At 63.1% G+C, this 15,144-nt stretch carries 14 protein-coding genes and 1 pseudogene; 12 read left to right on the top strand and 3 right to left on the bottom strand.

From position 1 onward, the window contains the following. Positions 1–142: 142 nt before the first annotated feature. The 5 genes from NKI37_RS17180 (at position 143) to hflX (ending at position 6,527) form a co-directional block, all read left to right on the top strand. The gene (locus NKI37_RS17180; protein WP_023755216.1) at positions 143–2,431 is read left to right on the top strand and encodes a sensor histidine kinase NtrY-like; all 2,289 of its coding nucleotides are present in this window, start codon (positions 143–145) and stop codon (positions 2,429–2,431) included. Then, entirely contained in the window at positions 2,421–3,782 is a 1,362-nt protein-coding gene (gene ntrX / locus NKI37_RS17175; RefSeq protein WP_023668929.1) for a nitrogen assimilation response regulator NtrX, read from the top strand. The genes NKI37_RS17180 and ntrX overlap by 11 nt, the downstream gene beginning before the upstream one ends. A 101-nt stretch (positions 3,783–3,883) precedes the next feature. Continuing rightward, positions 3,884–4,744: a D-amino-acid transaminase gene (locus tag NKI37_RS17170; RefSeq protein WP_023755217.1), complete on the top strand. Its 861-nt coding sequence runs from the start codon at positions 3,884–3,886 to the stop codon at positions 4,742–4,744. 145 nt (positions 4,745–4,889) lie between these two features. Further along, on the top strand, positions 4,890–5,135 hold the full coding sequence (gene hfq, locus NKI37_RS17165; RefSeq protein WP_006202172.1) for an RNA chaperone Hfq: 246 nt from the start codon (positions 4,890–4,892) through the stop codon (positions 5,133–5,135). Further along, on the top strand, positions 5,136–6,527 hold the full coding sequence (hflX, locus tag NKI37_RS17160) for a GTPase HflX (RefSeq protein WP_023688461.1): 1,392 nt from the start codon (positions 5,136–5,138) through the stop codon (positions 6,525–6,527). It abuts the gene before it with no gap. Between the two features lie 6 nt (positions 6,528–6,533). Here hflX and mazG read toward each other — a convergent pair whose 3' ends face one another. From mazG to NKI37_RS17145, 3 genes are all read right to left on the bottom strand, one after another. Next, entirely contained in the window at positions 6,534–7,358 is an 825-nt protein-coding gene (mazG, locus tag NKI37_RS17155) for a nucleoside triphosphate pyrophosphohydrolase (protein ID WP_352741600.1), read from the bottom strand. A 76-nt stretch (positions 7,359–7,434) separates the two neighbouring features. Further along, entirely contained in the window at positions 7,435–8,619 is a 1,185-nt protein-coding gene (locus NKI37_RS17150) for an amino acid aminotransferase (protein ID WP_023691284.1), read from the bottom strand. A 129-nt stretch (positions 8,620–8,748) separates the two neighbouring features. After that, positions 8,749–9,186 carry a DUF3592 domain-containing protein gene (locus tag NKI37_RS17145; RefSeq protein WP_081839910.1) on the bottom strand — a complete coding sequence of 146 codons (438 nt, stop codon included), beginning with the start codon at positions 9,184–9,186 and terminating at the stop codon, positions 8,749–8,751. A 175-nt stretch (positions 9,187–9,361) separates the two neighbouring features. On the opposite strand from NKI37_RS17145, the gene NKI37_RS17140 reads away from it, so the two are divergent. The 7 genes and pseudogenes from NKI37_RS17140 (at position 9,362) to NKI37_RS17110 (ending at position 15,108) form a co-directional block, all read left to right on the top strand. Then, the gene (locus NKI37_RS17140; RefSeq protein WP_023752287.1) at positions 9,362–9,895 is read left to right on the top strand and encodes a sigma-70 family RNA polymerase sigma factor; all 534 of its coding nucleotides are present in this window, start codon (positions 9,362–9,364) and stop codon (positions 9,893–9,895) included. Then, the gene (locus NKI37_RS17135) at positions 9,892–10,668 is read left to right on the top strand and encodes an anti-sigma factor family protein (RefSeq protein WP_023696103.1); all 777 of its coding nucleotides are present in this window, start codon (positions 9,892–9,894) and stop codon (positions 10,666–10,668) included. Before NKI37_RS17140 ends, NKI37_RS17135 begins: the two co-directional genes overlap by 4 nt. 39 nt (positions 10,669–10,707) lie before the next feature. Further along, positions 10,708–11,424 (top strand): Bax inhibitor-1/YccA family protein, encoded by a 717-nt coding sequence (locus NKI37_RS17130; RefSeq protein ID WP_023696104.1) that lies wholly within the window; start codon positions 10,708–10,710, stop codon positions 11,422–11,424. Positions 11,425–11,595: 171 nt separating this feature from the next. After that, positions 11,596–12,479 (top strand): annotated as a pseudogene (locus NKI37_RS17125) (aldose 1-epimerase family protein). Next, positions 12,476–13,276, top strand: coding sequence for a pyrroline-5-carboxylate reductase (locus tag NKI37_RS17120; RefSeq protein WP_245259921.1), 801 nt, complete (start codon positions 12,476–12,478; stop codon positions 13,274–13,276). Before NKI37_RS17125 ends, NKI37_RS17120 begins: the two are co-directional and overlap by 4 nt. Before the next feature lie 82 nt (positions 13,277–13,358). Continuing rightward, positions 13,359–14,135, top strand: a complete 777-nt coding sequence (locus NKI37_RS17115; protein ID WP_352788915.1) for a DUF8605 domain-containing protein — start codon at positions 13,359–13,361, stop codon at positions 14,133–14,135. A 52-nt stretch (positions 14,136–14,187) separates the two neighbouring features. Continuing rightward, complete coding sequence (locus NKI37_RS17110) at positions 14,188–15,108, top strand: alpha/beta fold hydrolase (protein ID WP_050594108.1); 921 nt, start codon at positions 14,188–14,190, stop codon at positions 15,106–15,108. Positions 15,109–15,144: the final 36 nt, after the last annotated feature.

Below are 15,144 nucleotides of genomic sequence, written 5' to 3'. Positions count from 1 at the left end.
GCCTACCGCCCGAAGTGACGTGGGGTCATCCCCTTTTCAGGGGATCGGCGGCCGAAAGATTTCCGTCACGGCCACACTTGTTGCATAATCGCCACAATGCGTTGCATACATCCGACGCAATCACTGGCTCTTAGACGGCGACATGGCTTCGCAAGCTCTGACATCAAACGAACCGCTTTTCAGCAGACCCGGCCAGAGGGATGGACGGCGGCTGCTTGCGTTGCCCGGCGTTGTGGCAATTGCCGGCGCGCTGGTTACGGCGGCGATCTCGTTTGCGATTCTTGTCGGCGCGACGCCGATCACGCCAGACGCAAACACAACGCTGACGCTGATTGCGGCCAACGCCGTATTTGTGCTGGCGCTGATCGCCCTGGTCGGCCGCGAGGTGCATCGCATCACCATGGCGCGCCGGCACGGCAAGGCGGCCTCGCGGCTGCATGTGCGCATCGTGACGATGTTTGCGCTGGTCGCCGCCATCCCCGCCATCATGGTGGCCATCATTGCCTCGATCACGCTCGATATCGGCCTCGACCGCTGGTTCGAGATCCGCACCAAGGCGATCGTCAACTCGTCGCTGTCGATCGCTGACGCCTATGTGCAGGAAAACGCTCGCAATCTTCAGGGCACGACGCTGTCGATGGCCTACGATCTCGACGCCTCGCGCACGCTTTATGGCCTCGATCGAACCGGCTTTCTCGACTTGATGAACAAGGAAGCCGTCGGCAGAAGCCTGGTGCATGCGGCGCTGGTCAGGGAAGACGGCTCTTTTGTCGTGAGTGCCCAGACCGATGCCAATTTCGCCATGCCGGCACCGCCCGAGGGCGCGGTGGCGAGTGCGGCCGACGGCAAGCCGGTGCTGATCGAGCCGAAGACGCGCAACATCATGGGCGCCATCATCAAGCTGCGCGAGATCGAAGGCCTCTATCTCTACACCAATCGCCTCGTCGACCCCGAAGTGATCAAGGCACGGGCGATCGTCCAATCCAATACCGCGGAATATCGCGGCCTGGAAGACAACAGGCGGACGTCGCAGGTGGCGTTTGCGCTGCCCTATCTGTCGCTGACGCTGATCATCATCCTGTCGGCCATCTGGACCGGCATAGCGGTGGCCGACCGTCTGGTGCGGCCCATCCGCCAGCTCATCGGCGCGGCTGACGAGGTTGCGACCGGCAATCTCGATGTCGCCGTGCCGGTACGGCCTTCCGACGGCGATGTCGCCTCGCTTGGCGATACGTTCAACAAGATGCTGCTGGAGCTTAAATCGCAGCGCAACGAGATCCTGTCGGCCAAGGATTTGATCGACGAACGGCGTCGTTTCTCGGAAGCGGTGCTGGCCGGCGTCACCGCCGGCGTCATCGGCGTCGATCCCTACGGCATCGTCTCCATCGTCAACAAATCGGCCGAAACGATGCTGGCCATATCGGCCACGGCAGCACTTGGGCAGAACCTGTCCGCCGTGCTGCCGCATGTCGGCCGCGTCTTCGAGATTGGCCGCAAGTCCGGCAAGCCGGTCTATCGCGAGCAGGTCACCTTCTATCGCACTGGGGCCGAGCGCACCTTCAACGTGCAGATCACCATCGAGGCCGGCGACGACGGCGAGGACGAAAAATCCTACGTCGTGACGGTCGACGACATCACCGATCTGGTCCAGGCGCAGCGCTCGTCGGCGTGGGCGGATGTGGCGCGGCGCATCGCACATGAAATCAAGAACCCGCTGACGCCGATCCAGCTCTCGGCCGAGCGCATCAAGCGCCGCTTTGGCAAGGTCATCACCGAGGACCGTGAGATTTTCGACCAGTGCACCGACACGATCATCCGACAAGTCGAAGACATCGGCCGCATGGTCGACGAGTTCTCCGCATTCGCCCGCATGCCCAAACCCGAGATGAAGGCTATCGATCTGCGCGAATCGCTGCGCGAGGCTTCGTTCCTGGTCGAAGTCAGTCGCGCCGACATCGCTTTCGAACGCGTGTTCGGCAACGAACCGCTCAAGGGCACGTTCGATAGCCGGCTGATGGCGCAGGCTTTCGGCAACGTGATCAAGAACGCGGCCGAAGCGATTGACGGACTGGAACAAAAGGACGGTTCACACGGCATAATCCGGATTCAAGCTGCCCGGCAGAATGGCGCAATCAGAATCGACGTGATCGACAATGGCAAAGGCTTGCCGCGCGAGAATCGCCAAAGGCTGCTTGAGCCCTACATGACGACGCGCGAGAAGGGCACCGGGCTCGGCCTCGCCATCGTCAAGAAGATCGTGGAAGACCATGGCGGGCGGCTCGAATTGCACGATGCGCCCGCGGATTTCCACGGTGGACGCGGCGCGATGATCTCGATCATCCTGCCGCCAGCTGCCGCAACCGCGCCGCCACGCGGTCAAGGCGAAACGGAACACGAACGAGAAACTGAAAAGGTCGGTAATGGCGTCTGATATTCTCATCGTCGATGACGAGGAAGACATCCGTGAACTCGTCGCGGGCATATTGAGCGACGAAGGGCATGAAACCCGCACGGCATTCGATGCCGACAGCGCGCTCGCGGCAATCGCCGACCGGGCGCCGCGGCTGATTTTCCTCGACATCTGGTTGCAGGGCTCGCGCCTCGACGGGCTGGCGCTGCTCGACGAGATCAAGACGATGCATCCGAGCCTGCCGGTGGTGATGATCTCCGGCCACGGCAATATCGAGACAGCGGTGTCGGCCATCCGCCGCGGCGCCTATGATTTCATCGAAAAGCCGTTCAAGGCCGACAGGCTGATCCTGATCGCCGAGCGGGCGCTCGAAACCTCGAAATTACGGCGCGAGGTGTCCGACCTCAAGCAGCGCAGCGGCGAAACTTTCGACTTGATCGGCATGTCGTCGGCGATGAGCCAGCTGCGCCAGACCATCGAGCGCGTTGCGCCGACCAACAGCCGCGTCATGATCATCGGTCCGTCCGGTTCGGGCAAGGAGCTCGCCGCGCGCGCCATCCACACGCTGTCGACGCGCAAGGGCGCGCCGTTCGTGACGCTGAGCGCGGCCAACATCACGCCCGAGCGCATGGAGATCGAGCTGTTCGGCACCGAATCGAACGGCACCGAGCGCAAGGTCGGCGCGCTTGAAGAGGCGCACCGCGGCATTCTCTACATCGACGAAGTGGCCGACATGCCGCGCGAGACGCAGAACAAGATTTTGCGCGTGCTGGTCGAACAGCAGTTCGAGCGGGTCGGCGGCACCAAGCGGGTCAAGGTCGACGTCCGCATCATCTCCTCGACCTCGCAGAACCTGGAGGCGATGATCGCCGACGGCCGTTTTCGCGAAGACCTCTATCACCGCCTGGCGGTGGTTCCGGTCATGGTGCCGGGCCTGGCCGAGCGGCGAGAGGACATTCCCTATCTCGTCGACAATTTCATGAAGCAGATCGCTCGCCAGGCCGGCATCAAGCCGCGCCGCATCGGCGACGATGCGCTTGCCGTGCTGCAGGCGCACAACTGGCCGGGCAATGTCCGCCAGCTGCGCAACAATGTCGAACGGCTGATGATCCTGGCGCGTGGCGACGATATCGATGCGCCGATCACCGCCGACCTGTTGCCGTCGGAGATCGGCGATGTCATGCCGCGCACGCCGAACCAGTCCGACCAGCACATCATGGCGCTGCCGCTGCGCGAGGCGCGCGAACAGTTCGAGAAGGACTATCTGATCGCCCAGATCAACCGTTTCGGCGGCAACATCTCGAAGACGGCGGAATTCATCGGCATGGAGCGCTCGGCGCTGCACCGGAAACTGAAGTCGCTGGGGGTCTGATCCCCGTTGTTGTTGGTCGAGCGGGCCGCGCCCGTGCAATTGCCGGTTACGGCAGCGGCGGAATCGCCTAGAAATAGCGGGACTGTTCTGAGGGATCACCCATGCCGCGCATTGCCTATGTGAACGGGCGCTATGTCGCCCATGCCGACGCTGCCGTGCATATCGAGGATCGCGGCTATCAGTTCGCCGACGGCGTCTACGAGGTCTGCGAGGTGGCGCAGGGCTTTATCGTCGACATGCCGCGCCATCTTGCCCGGCTGAACCGCTCGCTTAGCGAATTGTCGATCGACTGGCCGGTCACCAAGGGCGTGCTGCCGCTTCTTCTGCGCGAAATCGTCCGGCGCAACCACGTCGTCAACGGCCTGGTCTATGTCCAGGTTACGCGCGGTGTTGCCAGCCGCGACTTCGTTTTCCCGGCCGATACACCGTCATCGCTGGTGATTACGGCCAGAAAGGCCGACCCGGCGGCGGCCGCCAAGCGAGCCGAGGCGGGCATCAAGGTCATCACCGTGCCGGAAAACCGTTGGGACCGGGTCGACATCAAGAGCACCGGCCTGCTGCCCAACGTGCTGGCCAAGCAGAAAGCCAAGGAGGCCGGCGCCCAGGAAGCCTGGTTCGTCGACACCGATGGCAACGTCAAGGAGGGCGGCTCGTCCAACGCCTGGATCGTTACAAGGGACGGCGTTCTGGTCACCCGGCCGGCGGAGCATGGCATCCTGCGCGGCATCACCCGCACGACCATGTTCGAAGTGGCGGCAAAGCTCGGGTTGACGATCGAGGAGCGCGGGTTTTCAGTCACTGAAGCCAAGGCGGCGCGAGAAGCTTTTATCAGTTCGGCAACGACAATCGCCATGCCGGTCGTGGCAATCGACGGTGCCGCGGTCGCCAATGGGCACCCCGGTTCGATAACACTTTCATTGCGGCAAGCCTTTTTTGACGTTGCGGAAAAAAGTCCAGCCTGATAACCGCACAGACGGACTGCACATCAATATATCTCGTTCTGCTTGTCGTTACTGACGGCAAGGGGGTGTTTGCAAGCTTGACATGTGCCCGCTAATTTGGCGCATTAGCCTGCAAACCGAAGGGGATCGGCGAAAGACAAGAACAATGGCGGAACGATCGCAAAACCTTCAGGACCTGTTCCTGAATTCTGTTCGCAAGAGCAAAAATCCACTCACCATCTTTCTCATCAACGGCGTCAAGCTGACCGGCGTGGTCACTTCCTTCGACAATTTTTGTGTTTTGCTGCGCCGTGACGGCCACTCCCAGCTCGTCTACAAGCATGCCATTTCCACGATCATGCCGAGCCAGCCGGTTCAGATGTTCGATGGCGAGGAAAGCCAGGGCGCCTGATTGGCACGTGAAAAAGACGCGGACCGCGGCGTCCGCGGGAAACCAGCACATAATTCCGGGACGGAAGCCACAGGTCCGACCCGGGCGGTTGTCATTGTGCCGGTGCTTACCCGGCATCAGCGCAACGATGACGAAACGAACCGTCCACGGCTGACGCGTTCGGCGGATGCGCGCCACGACGAAGCGGTCGGCCTTGCCCGCGCCATCAACCTGGATCTGATCCACACGGCGGTGGTCACCGTCAACGATCCACGCCCGGCAACCTTGCTCGGCAGCGGCAAGGTCGCGGAATTCGCCGAGATCGTCAAAGAGGGTCACGCGGAGGTGGTCATCGTCGACCATCCGCTGACGCCGGTGCAGCAGCGCAATCTCGAAAAAGAAATGAATGCCAAGGTGCTCGACCGCACCGGATTGATCCTGGAGATTTTTGGCGAGCGCGCGCGGACCAAGGAGGGCACGCTGCAGGTCGAACTTGCCCATCTCAACTACCAGAAGGGCCGCCTGGTGCGGAGCTGGACCCACCTTGAACGCCAGCGCGGCGGAGCCGGCTTCCTCGGCGGCCCCGGCGAAACCCAGATCGAGTCGGACCGGCGGCAGCTGCAGGAAAAAATCATCAAGCTCAAGCATGAGCTGGAAACGGTGCGCCGCACCCGCGACCTGCACCGCGCCAAGCGCAAGAAGGTGCCGTTCCCGGTGGTGGCGATTGTCGGCTACACCAATGCCGGAAAGTCGACGCTGTTCAACCGGCTGACCGGGGCCGACGTGCTGGCCGAAGACATGCTGTTTGCAACGCTCGACCCGACGCTGCGCCGCGTGCGCCTGCCGCACGGCACGCCGATCATCCTGTCGGACACAGTCGGCTTCATTTCGGACCTGCCGACGCATCTGGTCGCCGCCTTCCGCGCCACGCTGGAAGAGGTCGTCGAGGCCGATCTGGTCATCCACCTGCGCGATATTTCGGATCCGGATACCGCAGCGCAAGCCGAGGACGTCGAGCGAATTCTCGCCGATCTCGGCGTCGATGCCGGCGATGCCAAGCGCGTCGTCGAAGTGTGGAACAAGGTCGACCTTCTCGACGACGGCAACCGGGAGCGCCTGCTCGCCGACGGCACTGACGCCAACAAGGCGCCGCCGATCGCCATCTCGGCGGTCACCGGCGAAGGCATCGATGCGCTGAAGGCGCTGATCGAGACCAGGATGTCGGGCGAACTCGAGGAATTGACGGTGACGATCGAACCGCCGCAGTTCGGCCTTGTCGACTGGCTATACCGCAATGGCGACGTCGTTTCGCGGGTAGACAATGAGGATGGCAGCGCGACCATCGCGCTCAAGGCCACGCACACCGCCCGGCAAGAGATCGAAAGCCGATTGCACCGCAAAAACAGGCAATAAGCCTGATTATTTCGCGCTCTTGGCCTGCTGCCAGAGCACTTCCATTTCGTCCAGCGTGGCTTTTTCGAGCGTGCTTCCCGACGCATCGATCGCGCGCTCGACATAGTGGAAGCGCGAGCGGAACTTTTCGTTGGTGCCGCTGAGCGCCGCTTCCGAATCGAGCTTGAGGTGACGGCCCAGGTTGACGACGGCAAACAGCATGTCGCCGAACTCGTCCTTGATCTCAGCCGTTTCGCCCTTGGCCAGCGCCTCGCGCAATTCGCCGATCTCTTCCTCGATCTTGTCGAGGATGGGTGCTGCCTCGCTCCAGTCGAAACCGACACGGGCAGCCTTTTCCTGCAGCTTTAGCGCCCGCGTCAAAGCGGGCAGGGCGACGGGCACGCTGTCCAGGAACCCCTTGCCATTGTCTTCGGGGTCGAGGCCGCGGGCGAGGCGCGCACTTCGCTTTTCGGCTTTTTCCTCAGCCTTGATCTTTTCCCACATGCCCTTTGCCATGCCGGCGCTGCGCGCCTTCTCGTCGCCGAAGACATGCGGATGGCGCCGGATCATCTTGGTGGTGATGGCCTCGACCACATCACCGAAGGCAAAATCGCCGGCTTCCTCAGCCATCTGCGCGTGGTAGACGACCTGCAGCAGGAGATCGCCGAGTTCGTCGCGCAGATCGTCGAGATCGCCGCGCGCAATGGCGTCGGCCACCTCATAGGCTTCCTCGATCGTATAGGGCGCGATGGTCGAGAAATCCTGCTCGATGTCCCAGGGACAACCGGTCTTCGGCGCCCTGAGCGCCGCCATGATCTCGATCAGCCGGGAAATGTCGCGCGAAGGTTTCATGCGGCGAATGCTATCCCGCTGCCTGTCGTGCGGCCAACGGCGTCAGCCGGAGAGGGGAGATTGTCCACAGCGAGCTTCAGCCGAGTACCGACACAACCGCCTTGGCGAGGTCATCCATGCCGTCCTCGGGCAGGCCGGCGACGTTGATGCGGCTGTCGCCGACCATGTAGACGCCATACTCGGCACGCAGCCGCTCGACTTGCGCCTCGGTCAGGCCAAGCCTGGAAAACATGCCGCGATGGCTGGCGATGAAGTCGAAGCGGTCGGAGTTGGACTGCCGGCGCAGCGCGTCGGCGAACTGGACGCGCAGCCTCAGCATGCGCAGCCGCATCTCCTCCAGCTCCGCCTCCCAGTCGGCGCGAAGGCCATCATCTTCCAGCACCATGCGCACGGCGGCGGCGCCATGGTCCGGCGGCATCGAATACATGGCGCGCGCCGCCGCCAGCATCTGGCTCATCGCCACATCGGCTTGCGCACCATCCTTCGCCAGGATCATCGCCGCGCCGACGCGGTCGCGGTAGACGGCAAAGTTCTTCGAGCAGCTCGAGGCAACGACCATTTCAGGCACCTTGCCCGCGAGAAGGCGCAAGCCGGCCGCATCGGCGTCCAGGCCTTCGCCAAAGCCCTGATAGGCAATGTCGACAAAGGGCAACAGCCCGCGCTCGACGACAAGATCGGTGACGCTGGCCCATTGCGCGATATCGAGATTGGCGCCGGTCGGGTTATGGCAGCAGCCATGCAGCAGCACGATATCGCCGGGCTCGGCTGCGCCAAGGGTTGCCAGCATCTCGTCGAAGCGCACCGCGCCGGAAACGGCATCGAAATAGGGATAATCGCGCACCTTGAGGCCGGCCCCGCGCATCACCGGCGGGTGGTTCGGCCATGTCGGGTCCGACAGCCAGACGGTTGCGTCGGGGCGGGTCCGCTTCAACAGCTCCGCCACCAGCCGCAGCGCGCCGGAACCGCCAGGCGCTTGCGCGGCGCGGATGCGCGTCATGTCGGCAGCGGGGCCGAAGGCCAGCTTGACCATCGCCGTGTTGAAGCCGGTGTCGCCGGCAAGGCCGAGATAGGTCTTGGTGTCCTGGTCCTGCAGCAACCGCTTCTCGGCCTCGCGCAGGGCGCGCATGACCGGCGTCCTGCCGTCGCGGTCCTTGTAGACGCCGACGCCGAGATCGATCTTGCCGGGGCGCGGATCGGCGCGATAGAGGCCGATCAAGGCGATGATCTTGTCAGCCGGGGCAGGTTGCAGGGTCTCGAACATCAATACGGCTCCAATGGCGGCGGAGTAATACGCAAAGCGGCCGCGTTTCGCCAGTGCTTCCATCTGCGCCAGTCCGCTAGCGTACTGGACCGCTACGCCAAGCTTTGTCTGTACGGCAGGGGTCGGCGGCTATGGCGACGGGTTCATTCCAATCCGCCGGATAAGCACCCGTCCAATCACGGCGAGACCGGTGCCGGTCAGCAGGGAGAAACCGCCGAGCATGCCGGCCAGCCCGGCAAGGAACCAGCGTCCGGCGAAGCTGTCGACGGAGGCATTTTGCGGATTGGTTGGGTCGTAAGCGACAGGGACGCTGTCGCCATCACCCCAGAACGAGCTGTGGACGGCATTGTTGAAGCGGATAACGGTGCCGTCGGCGGTCGAGAACTCGATGCGGGGATTGTATTCGGCGGCGACAATCCTGCCTGTCGCCGAAGCGGTACGAGGGCCGTACATCTCGACGATGGCCAGCACGCCGGAAGCGATCATTCCGACAATGCCAAAGATGATGAACACCCTGCCGACGATCGGCAACGCTGCAAAACCCGTTACACGACTACCATTGGCCATCTTTTGCTCCTGGGACAGACGGATAAGGCTAGACTTCATCCATAAAGCAAACATCTGCCGCACGGGAGATGGGTAAGTGCGCAGCGGACTTCTGATTGCATGATGCCTATTGTGGCGACGCAAAAAAGTTTTGGTGGCGATGGATTAAGATCCCCGCCTGTTTCGTAAACGGGGCATGAAACGGTCGATGCCACGCTTCGATATTGTCGGACAGCTGGGTTCGCTCAGGCGCTACGCACGCTCGCTGACGCGCGACAGCACTGACGCCGAGGATCTGGTGCACGATGCGCTGGTGCGCGCCTACGAGCGGCGCGACACATTCCGCTCGGGCGGCAATCTGCGGGCATGGTTGCTGTCGATCGTCCACAACGCTTTCATCGACAAGATGCGCTCGCGCCGGTCGGAAGCAGCGCGTGTCGAGCAGGCCGGCTATCTCACCGATGCCAGCACGCCGGCGCCTCAGGAACATTCCGTGCGACTGGCGCAGGTGCGCGAGGCCTTTTTCAGTCTGCCGGAGGAGCAGCGTTCGGCGCTGCATCTGGTCGCCATCGAGGGCCTTTCCTACCAGCAGGCCGCCGACGCCAGCGGGGTGCCGCTGGGCACGCTGATGTCGCGCATCGGCAGGGCGCGCGCAGCACTGCGCGAGATGGAAAACGCTGCACCTTCGCCGGCCAAAAGCCATCTGAGGATCGTGGGAGACCCGTCATGACCGACCTGTTGCGGGACCCGGTGACCGATACCGATCTCGATTCTTATGTCGACGACCAGCTGGATGTCGCGCGCCGCATCGAGGTCGAGGCGTTCCTCTCGGTTCGTCCGGAGGCTGCGGCTCGGGTGATGTCCGACTTGAGGACGCGCGACGAACTGCGCCTGGCGCTGGCTGCTTCCACAGGAATGGCGCGGCCGGCGACGACTGAAGTCGCGCGCCGGCTGGGCAGGGGGCTGGCCAGTCGCCGCGTCTTCGCCGTGCTGCAGCGGGCGGCCGCGGTCGCCGTCTTTGTCGCTGCCGGCTGGCTGGCGAACGGCCTCTTCGGGCCGCTGCTGGTGACCAAGGTCGTGGCTTCGCCGCCGCCGCCCGCCTATGTCGAAGAAGCGATCCGGGCGCACAAGACGACGCTCATGCGCGAGGCGATGCCCTCGCAGCTGGAGGCGCCCAACTACAATGGCGACGAAATCCGCGCCGCCACCGCAATCGTCATGCCATCGCTGCCCAAGGACTGGAAGGTCCGCGACGTGCAGATCTATCCGTCGCGCTTCGGGCCGAGCGTCGAGGTGGCGCTGGAGACGAAGGATATGGGGCTGGTCTCGCTGTTTGCGATCCGCCCCGGAACCTTCGACGTGGTCAAGCCTGCCATCGCGCCCTCCGGCGACATCTCCTCTGCCTATTTCCAGATCGGCGAGGTCGCGTACGCGGTCGTCGCGCGCAGCGATGTCCACGACCTCGACCGCGCCGCCGAGACGCTTGCCAAGACACTTTACTGATCAGGACACTTTACTGAGACCACTTAAGGAGAACCCGCAATGAATACCCCTGACCTCGGATACCGCATGGGCACTGGCGCACGCGGCGGCGCCATCTATGACGAGGGCCTGCGCAGCCACATGCTGCGTGTCTATAACTACATGGGCATCGGCCTCGTCGTCACCGGCATCGTCGCCATGGTGGTCGCTTCGACGCCGGCCCTCTACGTGCCGATCTTTTCCAGCCCGCTGAAATGGGTGGTGATGCTGGCGCCGCTCGCCTTCGTGCTGCTGTTCTCGTTCAAGATGCAGACGATGTCGGCGGCGAGCGCCCAGTTGATGTTCTGGGCCTTCTGCGCGGTGATGGGCCTGTCGCTGGCTTCGGTGTTCCTGGTCTTCACAGGCACCAGCATCGCGCGCACCTTCTTCATCACCGCCACCATGTTCGGCGCCACCAGCCTCTACGGCTACACGACCAAGCGCGACCTGACCCAGTTCTCGTCCTTCCTGATCATGGGCCTGATCGGTGTGGTGATCGCCAGCGTCGTCAACATCTTCCTTGGCTCGACCGCGCTGCAGTTCGCCATCTCGGTGATCGGCATTGCCGTCTTTGTCGGCCTGACCGCCTGGGACACGCAGACGATCAAGGAACAGTATGCGGAGAATTTCGACGCGGAATCGCAGCAGAAGCTTGCCGTTTTCGGCGCGCTGTCGCTGTACCTGAACTTCGTCAACATCTTCCAGCTGTTGCTGAATTTCACCGGCGAGCGCGAATAGTCGAACCGTAGCAAGGCAACAATCTCGATCTCGCAGTGGCCGGAGGTGAATCTCCGGCCACTGTCGTTTTGGCGTGGAGACATCGCTCCTCTATCAGCGCGATGTCGCGCCCTTGAGTCCACGCGGGCTTTTGCTAACCTGCCGCTCGCACGCAGCTTTCCGCGAGAACGCATGGAACAAGTGACGCTTCACGGCGACGGCATCTCGGCAACCATTGTCGGGCAGGGGGCCGAGCTCATCTCCTTGCGCGCAATGCCGAGGGTCTGGAGTTTTTGTGGCAGGCCGGGCCGGAATGGCGGCGGCATTCGCCGGTGCTGTTTCCGATCGTCGGCCGGCTGAAGGGCGACCAGCTCCGCCATGGGGGCCAGGTCTATCCCCTGACGCAGCACGGATTTGCCCGCGACAAGCCGTTTGTGTGGGCTGCTGAGACGAGTCCCCGATCCTGCACGCTGGTGTTGACCGACGATGCCGATACACGCACGCGCTATCCGTTCGCCTTTCGCCTTGCCATCACCTACACGCTCGAGCGTCGCGAACTTGGTGTGAGCTTCGAGATTGCCAACACCGGCGACGAGACGCTGCCAGCCTCCATCGGTGCACATCCGGCTTTCAATTGGCCATTGCAGCCGGGGCTCGCCAAGACCGACTACCACCTGACCTTTGCCCAGGACGAGCCGGCGCCGATCCGCCGGCTGAAGGATGGCCTGGTGCTGGCTGCACCGCGGCCGACGCCCATCGAAGGCAAAACGCTGGCGCTTTCCGAACAGCTGTTCGAGGCAGACGCCGTGATCCTCGACCGGCCGGCCAGCACCAGCGTGCGCTATGCCGCCGCGAACGGTGCGGCGATCGAGATGTCGTGGCAGGGTTTTAAGGAATTGGGCATCTGGTCGAAGCCGGGCGGCGCTCCGTTCCTGTGTATCGAACCCTGGCACGGGCTTGCCAGCCCCGTGGATTTCGATGGCGAGTTCGCGGACAAGCCGGGCGTGATGCTGATCGCGCCCGGTGAAAAGCGCGTGCTGAGCTATCAGGTACGGCTCGAGCATGCGCCACTGTGACCGATGAACCAGAGATAGGCGCGATGAAACTAGGCTTCATCGGCACGGGTGCCCTTACAGCGGCCATCGTCAGCGGGCTCAAATCCGTCGCGGATAACTCCGTCTCCGTGCTGCTGTCGCCGCGCAATGAAGAGATCGCCGCAGAGCTGGCAGCCCGTTATCCGGATGTGCGTATTGCTGATGACAATCAGGCGGTTCTCGATCAATGCGAACTAGTCATGCTGGCTGTCCGGCCGCAAATTGCGCATGACGTCCTGCCGGGTTTGCGGTTTCGGCGCGAGCATCACCTCATCAGCTTGATCGCCACGCTGCCGCGCGAGGAGATTGCCCGCTTGACCGCACCCGCGCACCAGGTGACGAAAGCGCTGCCCATGCCGATGATTGCCCACCGGCTGGGGGCAACGATCATCTGCCCGCCCGATGCCACTGTCGCTGCCTTGTTCGGCAATCTGGGGAAAGCGATCGAGGTCGAGAACTCAGCCGAATTCAATGCGCTGAGCGTGGTCACCGCGACCTATGCCAGCTACTTCAGATATCTCGATACGATCAACAGCTGGCTCAAGAAGAATGGCGTGGAGGAAGGAAAGGGGCGCGATTACATCGCCTCGCTTTTCAAAGCCTTGGGAAGCGCTCCTGATATGTCGCCGGATGCCGACTTCATGCATCTGGCGCAGGACTATGCGACGCGCGGCGGCATCAACGAACAGGTTCTTCGCGAACTCACGGCGCGAAACGTGTTCGATGCGCTCACCGAGAGCCTGGACGGCGTACACCGGCGCATCCTTGAAATTCCCTGATGATCAGGAGTATGGCTCCAACGGATGTTCCGGACCGTTTCGGGAGGGTCGGCGGGTGCCTGGATGCTTGAAATTGGGCTTTGTGGCAGCGGCGCTGGCTGTGCTGATTGTCTTTCCGGTCGCTGCCGCCGACATCGACCGCGCCAGCCTCTACCGCGCGCAATCGGTGACCAGCGGCACTGGCGAGGAGAACCGGGCGTGGGGCCTGGCGCCGTGCCTTGAAGAGGTGCTGGTCAAGGTTTCCGGCGACCCGCGGCTGATCGGCGACCCGCGTGTTGCGGACATGAGTCGGCACGCAAGCGACTATGTCACTGGTGTCGGCTACCGCGACCTGCTCAACAACCGTCCGCCGCATGACGAGCAGGGCACCCATGACCGGCCGCATTACATCACCGCCGATTTCGACCCGGACAAGATCGATGCCTTGCTGGCGTCGCTCGGGCGCAAACCGTGGGCGGTGCCGCGGCCAACAATCGTCGCACTGCTGGATGTAAGGCCGATGAAAGGCGACGGCTTCACGCTGGTGCGCGATGGCGGCGGCGAGCTTGCGGCGGATATGCGCGTTGCGCTGGCGGACGCGGCGCACCGGACCGGTTTGCCGCTGGAGTTGCCTCGGCCGTCCGACGTCGCGCTCGCCGACGTGGCCAACACGCTGGATGGGGACGCCCTGCTTGCCGGCACTTTGGCATGGCGCCAGGAAGCGCTGGGCTGGGTCGGCGACTGGCGGCTCAGCTTCAAGGATAAGGAGTATCGCTGGCAGGTACGTGGCGTCAGTTTCGACGATGCGTTCCGCAACGCCACGCGCGGAACGCTGCAGATCCTGTCGGGCAATGGAGAGCCGGAAGCCGTCACGCCCTGACTTCAAGGGAACCTTCTTGCCGGAGCGCCGTAAACAAAGTGGCGGGCAAGCTTTGAGCAAGGAGGTAGAATTGCAACATCGCCGGATCGACGTTGACGGAAACAGCATCTTCTATCGCGAAGACGGCCCGCCTGATGCTCCCGTCCTCCTGCTGCCGCACGGCTATCCGTGCTCGTCCTATCAATTCCGAAGGTTGATGCCGGCACTTGCCGATCGCTGGCATACATTCGCGCCGGACTTTCCCGGCTTTGGCTACAGCGGCACGCCCGAAATGTCGGACTTTGGCTATGATTTCGATGCCTATGCCGGGCTTCTGACAGCTTTCGCCGATGCGCTCGGCACGTCGCGCTATGCGCTCTGGCTGCACGATTATGGCTCTCAGATCGGACTGCGCCACGCCATCGCACATCCCGAGCGCATCGCCGCACTCATTATCCAGAACGGTGACATCTACGAGGACGTTCTCGGGCCGAAATACGCCGCCATAAAAGCCTATTGGAATGAGAAGACGCCCGAAAAGCATCGGCCGTTGGAAGAGGCGGTAAGCGAGGAGGGCTTCCGGCACGAGTTTGTCGGAGAGGTGGATGACGCTGTAGCCGAGCGCGTGCCTCCCGATCTTTGGAAACTCCACTGGCCTTTGATGGACACGCCGATCCGCCGGCGGCTCGCGGTCAACCTGATGGAGAAGTTGGAGGCGAACCTCGGCTGGTTCCCCCGCTATCAGAGCTTTCTGCGCGAGCACCAACCTCCGACGCTCATCGTTTGGGGTCCCGAGGATGGTTACATGCCGGCGCAATCGGCGCATGCCTACCAGCGCGATTTGCCGGAAGCAGAACTTCATCTCATCGGCGGCGCCGGCCACTGGTTGCTCGAAACCCATTTCGATGAGGCGCTTCCGCTGGTGCGCGATTTTCTGGCGCGCGTCCACAGTCAGGAAGCGAAAGGGACGGGCAGGGCGGCCGGCCGGGCGTAGACCCCTCCGTTGCGGTCATCGGATCGATCTGCAACC

It is taken from the genome of Mesorhizobium sp. M0626 (assembly GCF_040320665.1).
Taxonomy (GTDB): Bacteria; Pseudomonadota; Alphaproteobacteria; order Rhizobiales; family Rhizobiaceae; genus Mesorhizobium.
The sequence above is the reverse complement of the archived record's forward strand: the minus strand, read 5'-3'. Positions and strand labels throughout refer to the sequence as shown.

Bases quoted from the DNA above. Each gene is read 5' to 3' on its own strand.
- NKI37_RS17145 (WP_081839910.1), bottom strand. From the start codon at position 9,186: ATGGCCAATGGTAGTCGTGTAACGGGTTTTGCAGCGTTGCCGATCGTC.
- NKI37_RS17170 (WP_023755217.1), top strand. From the start codon at position 3,884: ATGCCGCGCATTGCCTATGTGAACGGGCGCTATGTCGCCCATGCCGAC.
- NKI37_RS17180 (WP_023755216.1), top strand. From the start codon at position 143: ATGGCTTCGCAAGCTCTGACATCAAACGAACCGCTTTTCAGCAGACCC.
- NKI37_RS17140 (WP_023752287.1), top strand. From the start codon at position 9,362: ATGAAACGGTCGATGCCACGCTTCGATATTGTCGGACAGCTGGGTTCG.
- mazG (WP_352741600.1), bottom strand. From the start codon at position 7,358: ATGAAACCTTCGCGCGACATTTCCCGGCTGATCGAGATCATGGCGGCG.
- ntrX (WP_023668929.1), top strand. From the start codon at position 2,421: ATGGCGTCTGATATTCTCATCGTCGATGACGAGGAAGACATCCGTGAA.
- NKI37_RS17135 (WP_023696103.1), top strand. From the start codon at position 9,892: ATGACCGACCTGTTGCGGGACCCGGTGACCGATACCGATCTCGATTCT.
- hfq (WP_006202172.1), top strand. From the start codon at position 4,890: ATGGCGGAACGATCGCAAAACCTTCAGGACCTGTTCCTGAATTCTGTT.
- NKI37_RS17130 (WP_023696104.1), top strand. From the start codon at position 10,708: ATGAATACCCCTGACCTCGGATACCGCATGGGCACTGGCGCACGCGGC.
- NKI37_RS17150 (WP_023691284.1), bottom strand. From the start codon at position 8,619: ATGTTCGAGACCCTGCAACCTGCCCCGGCTGACAAGATCATCGCCTTG.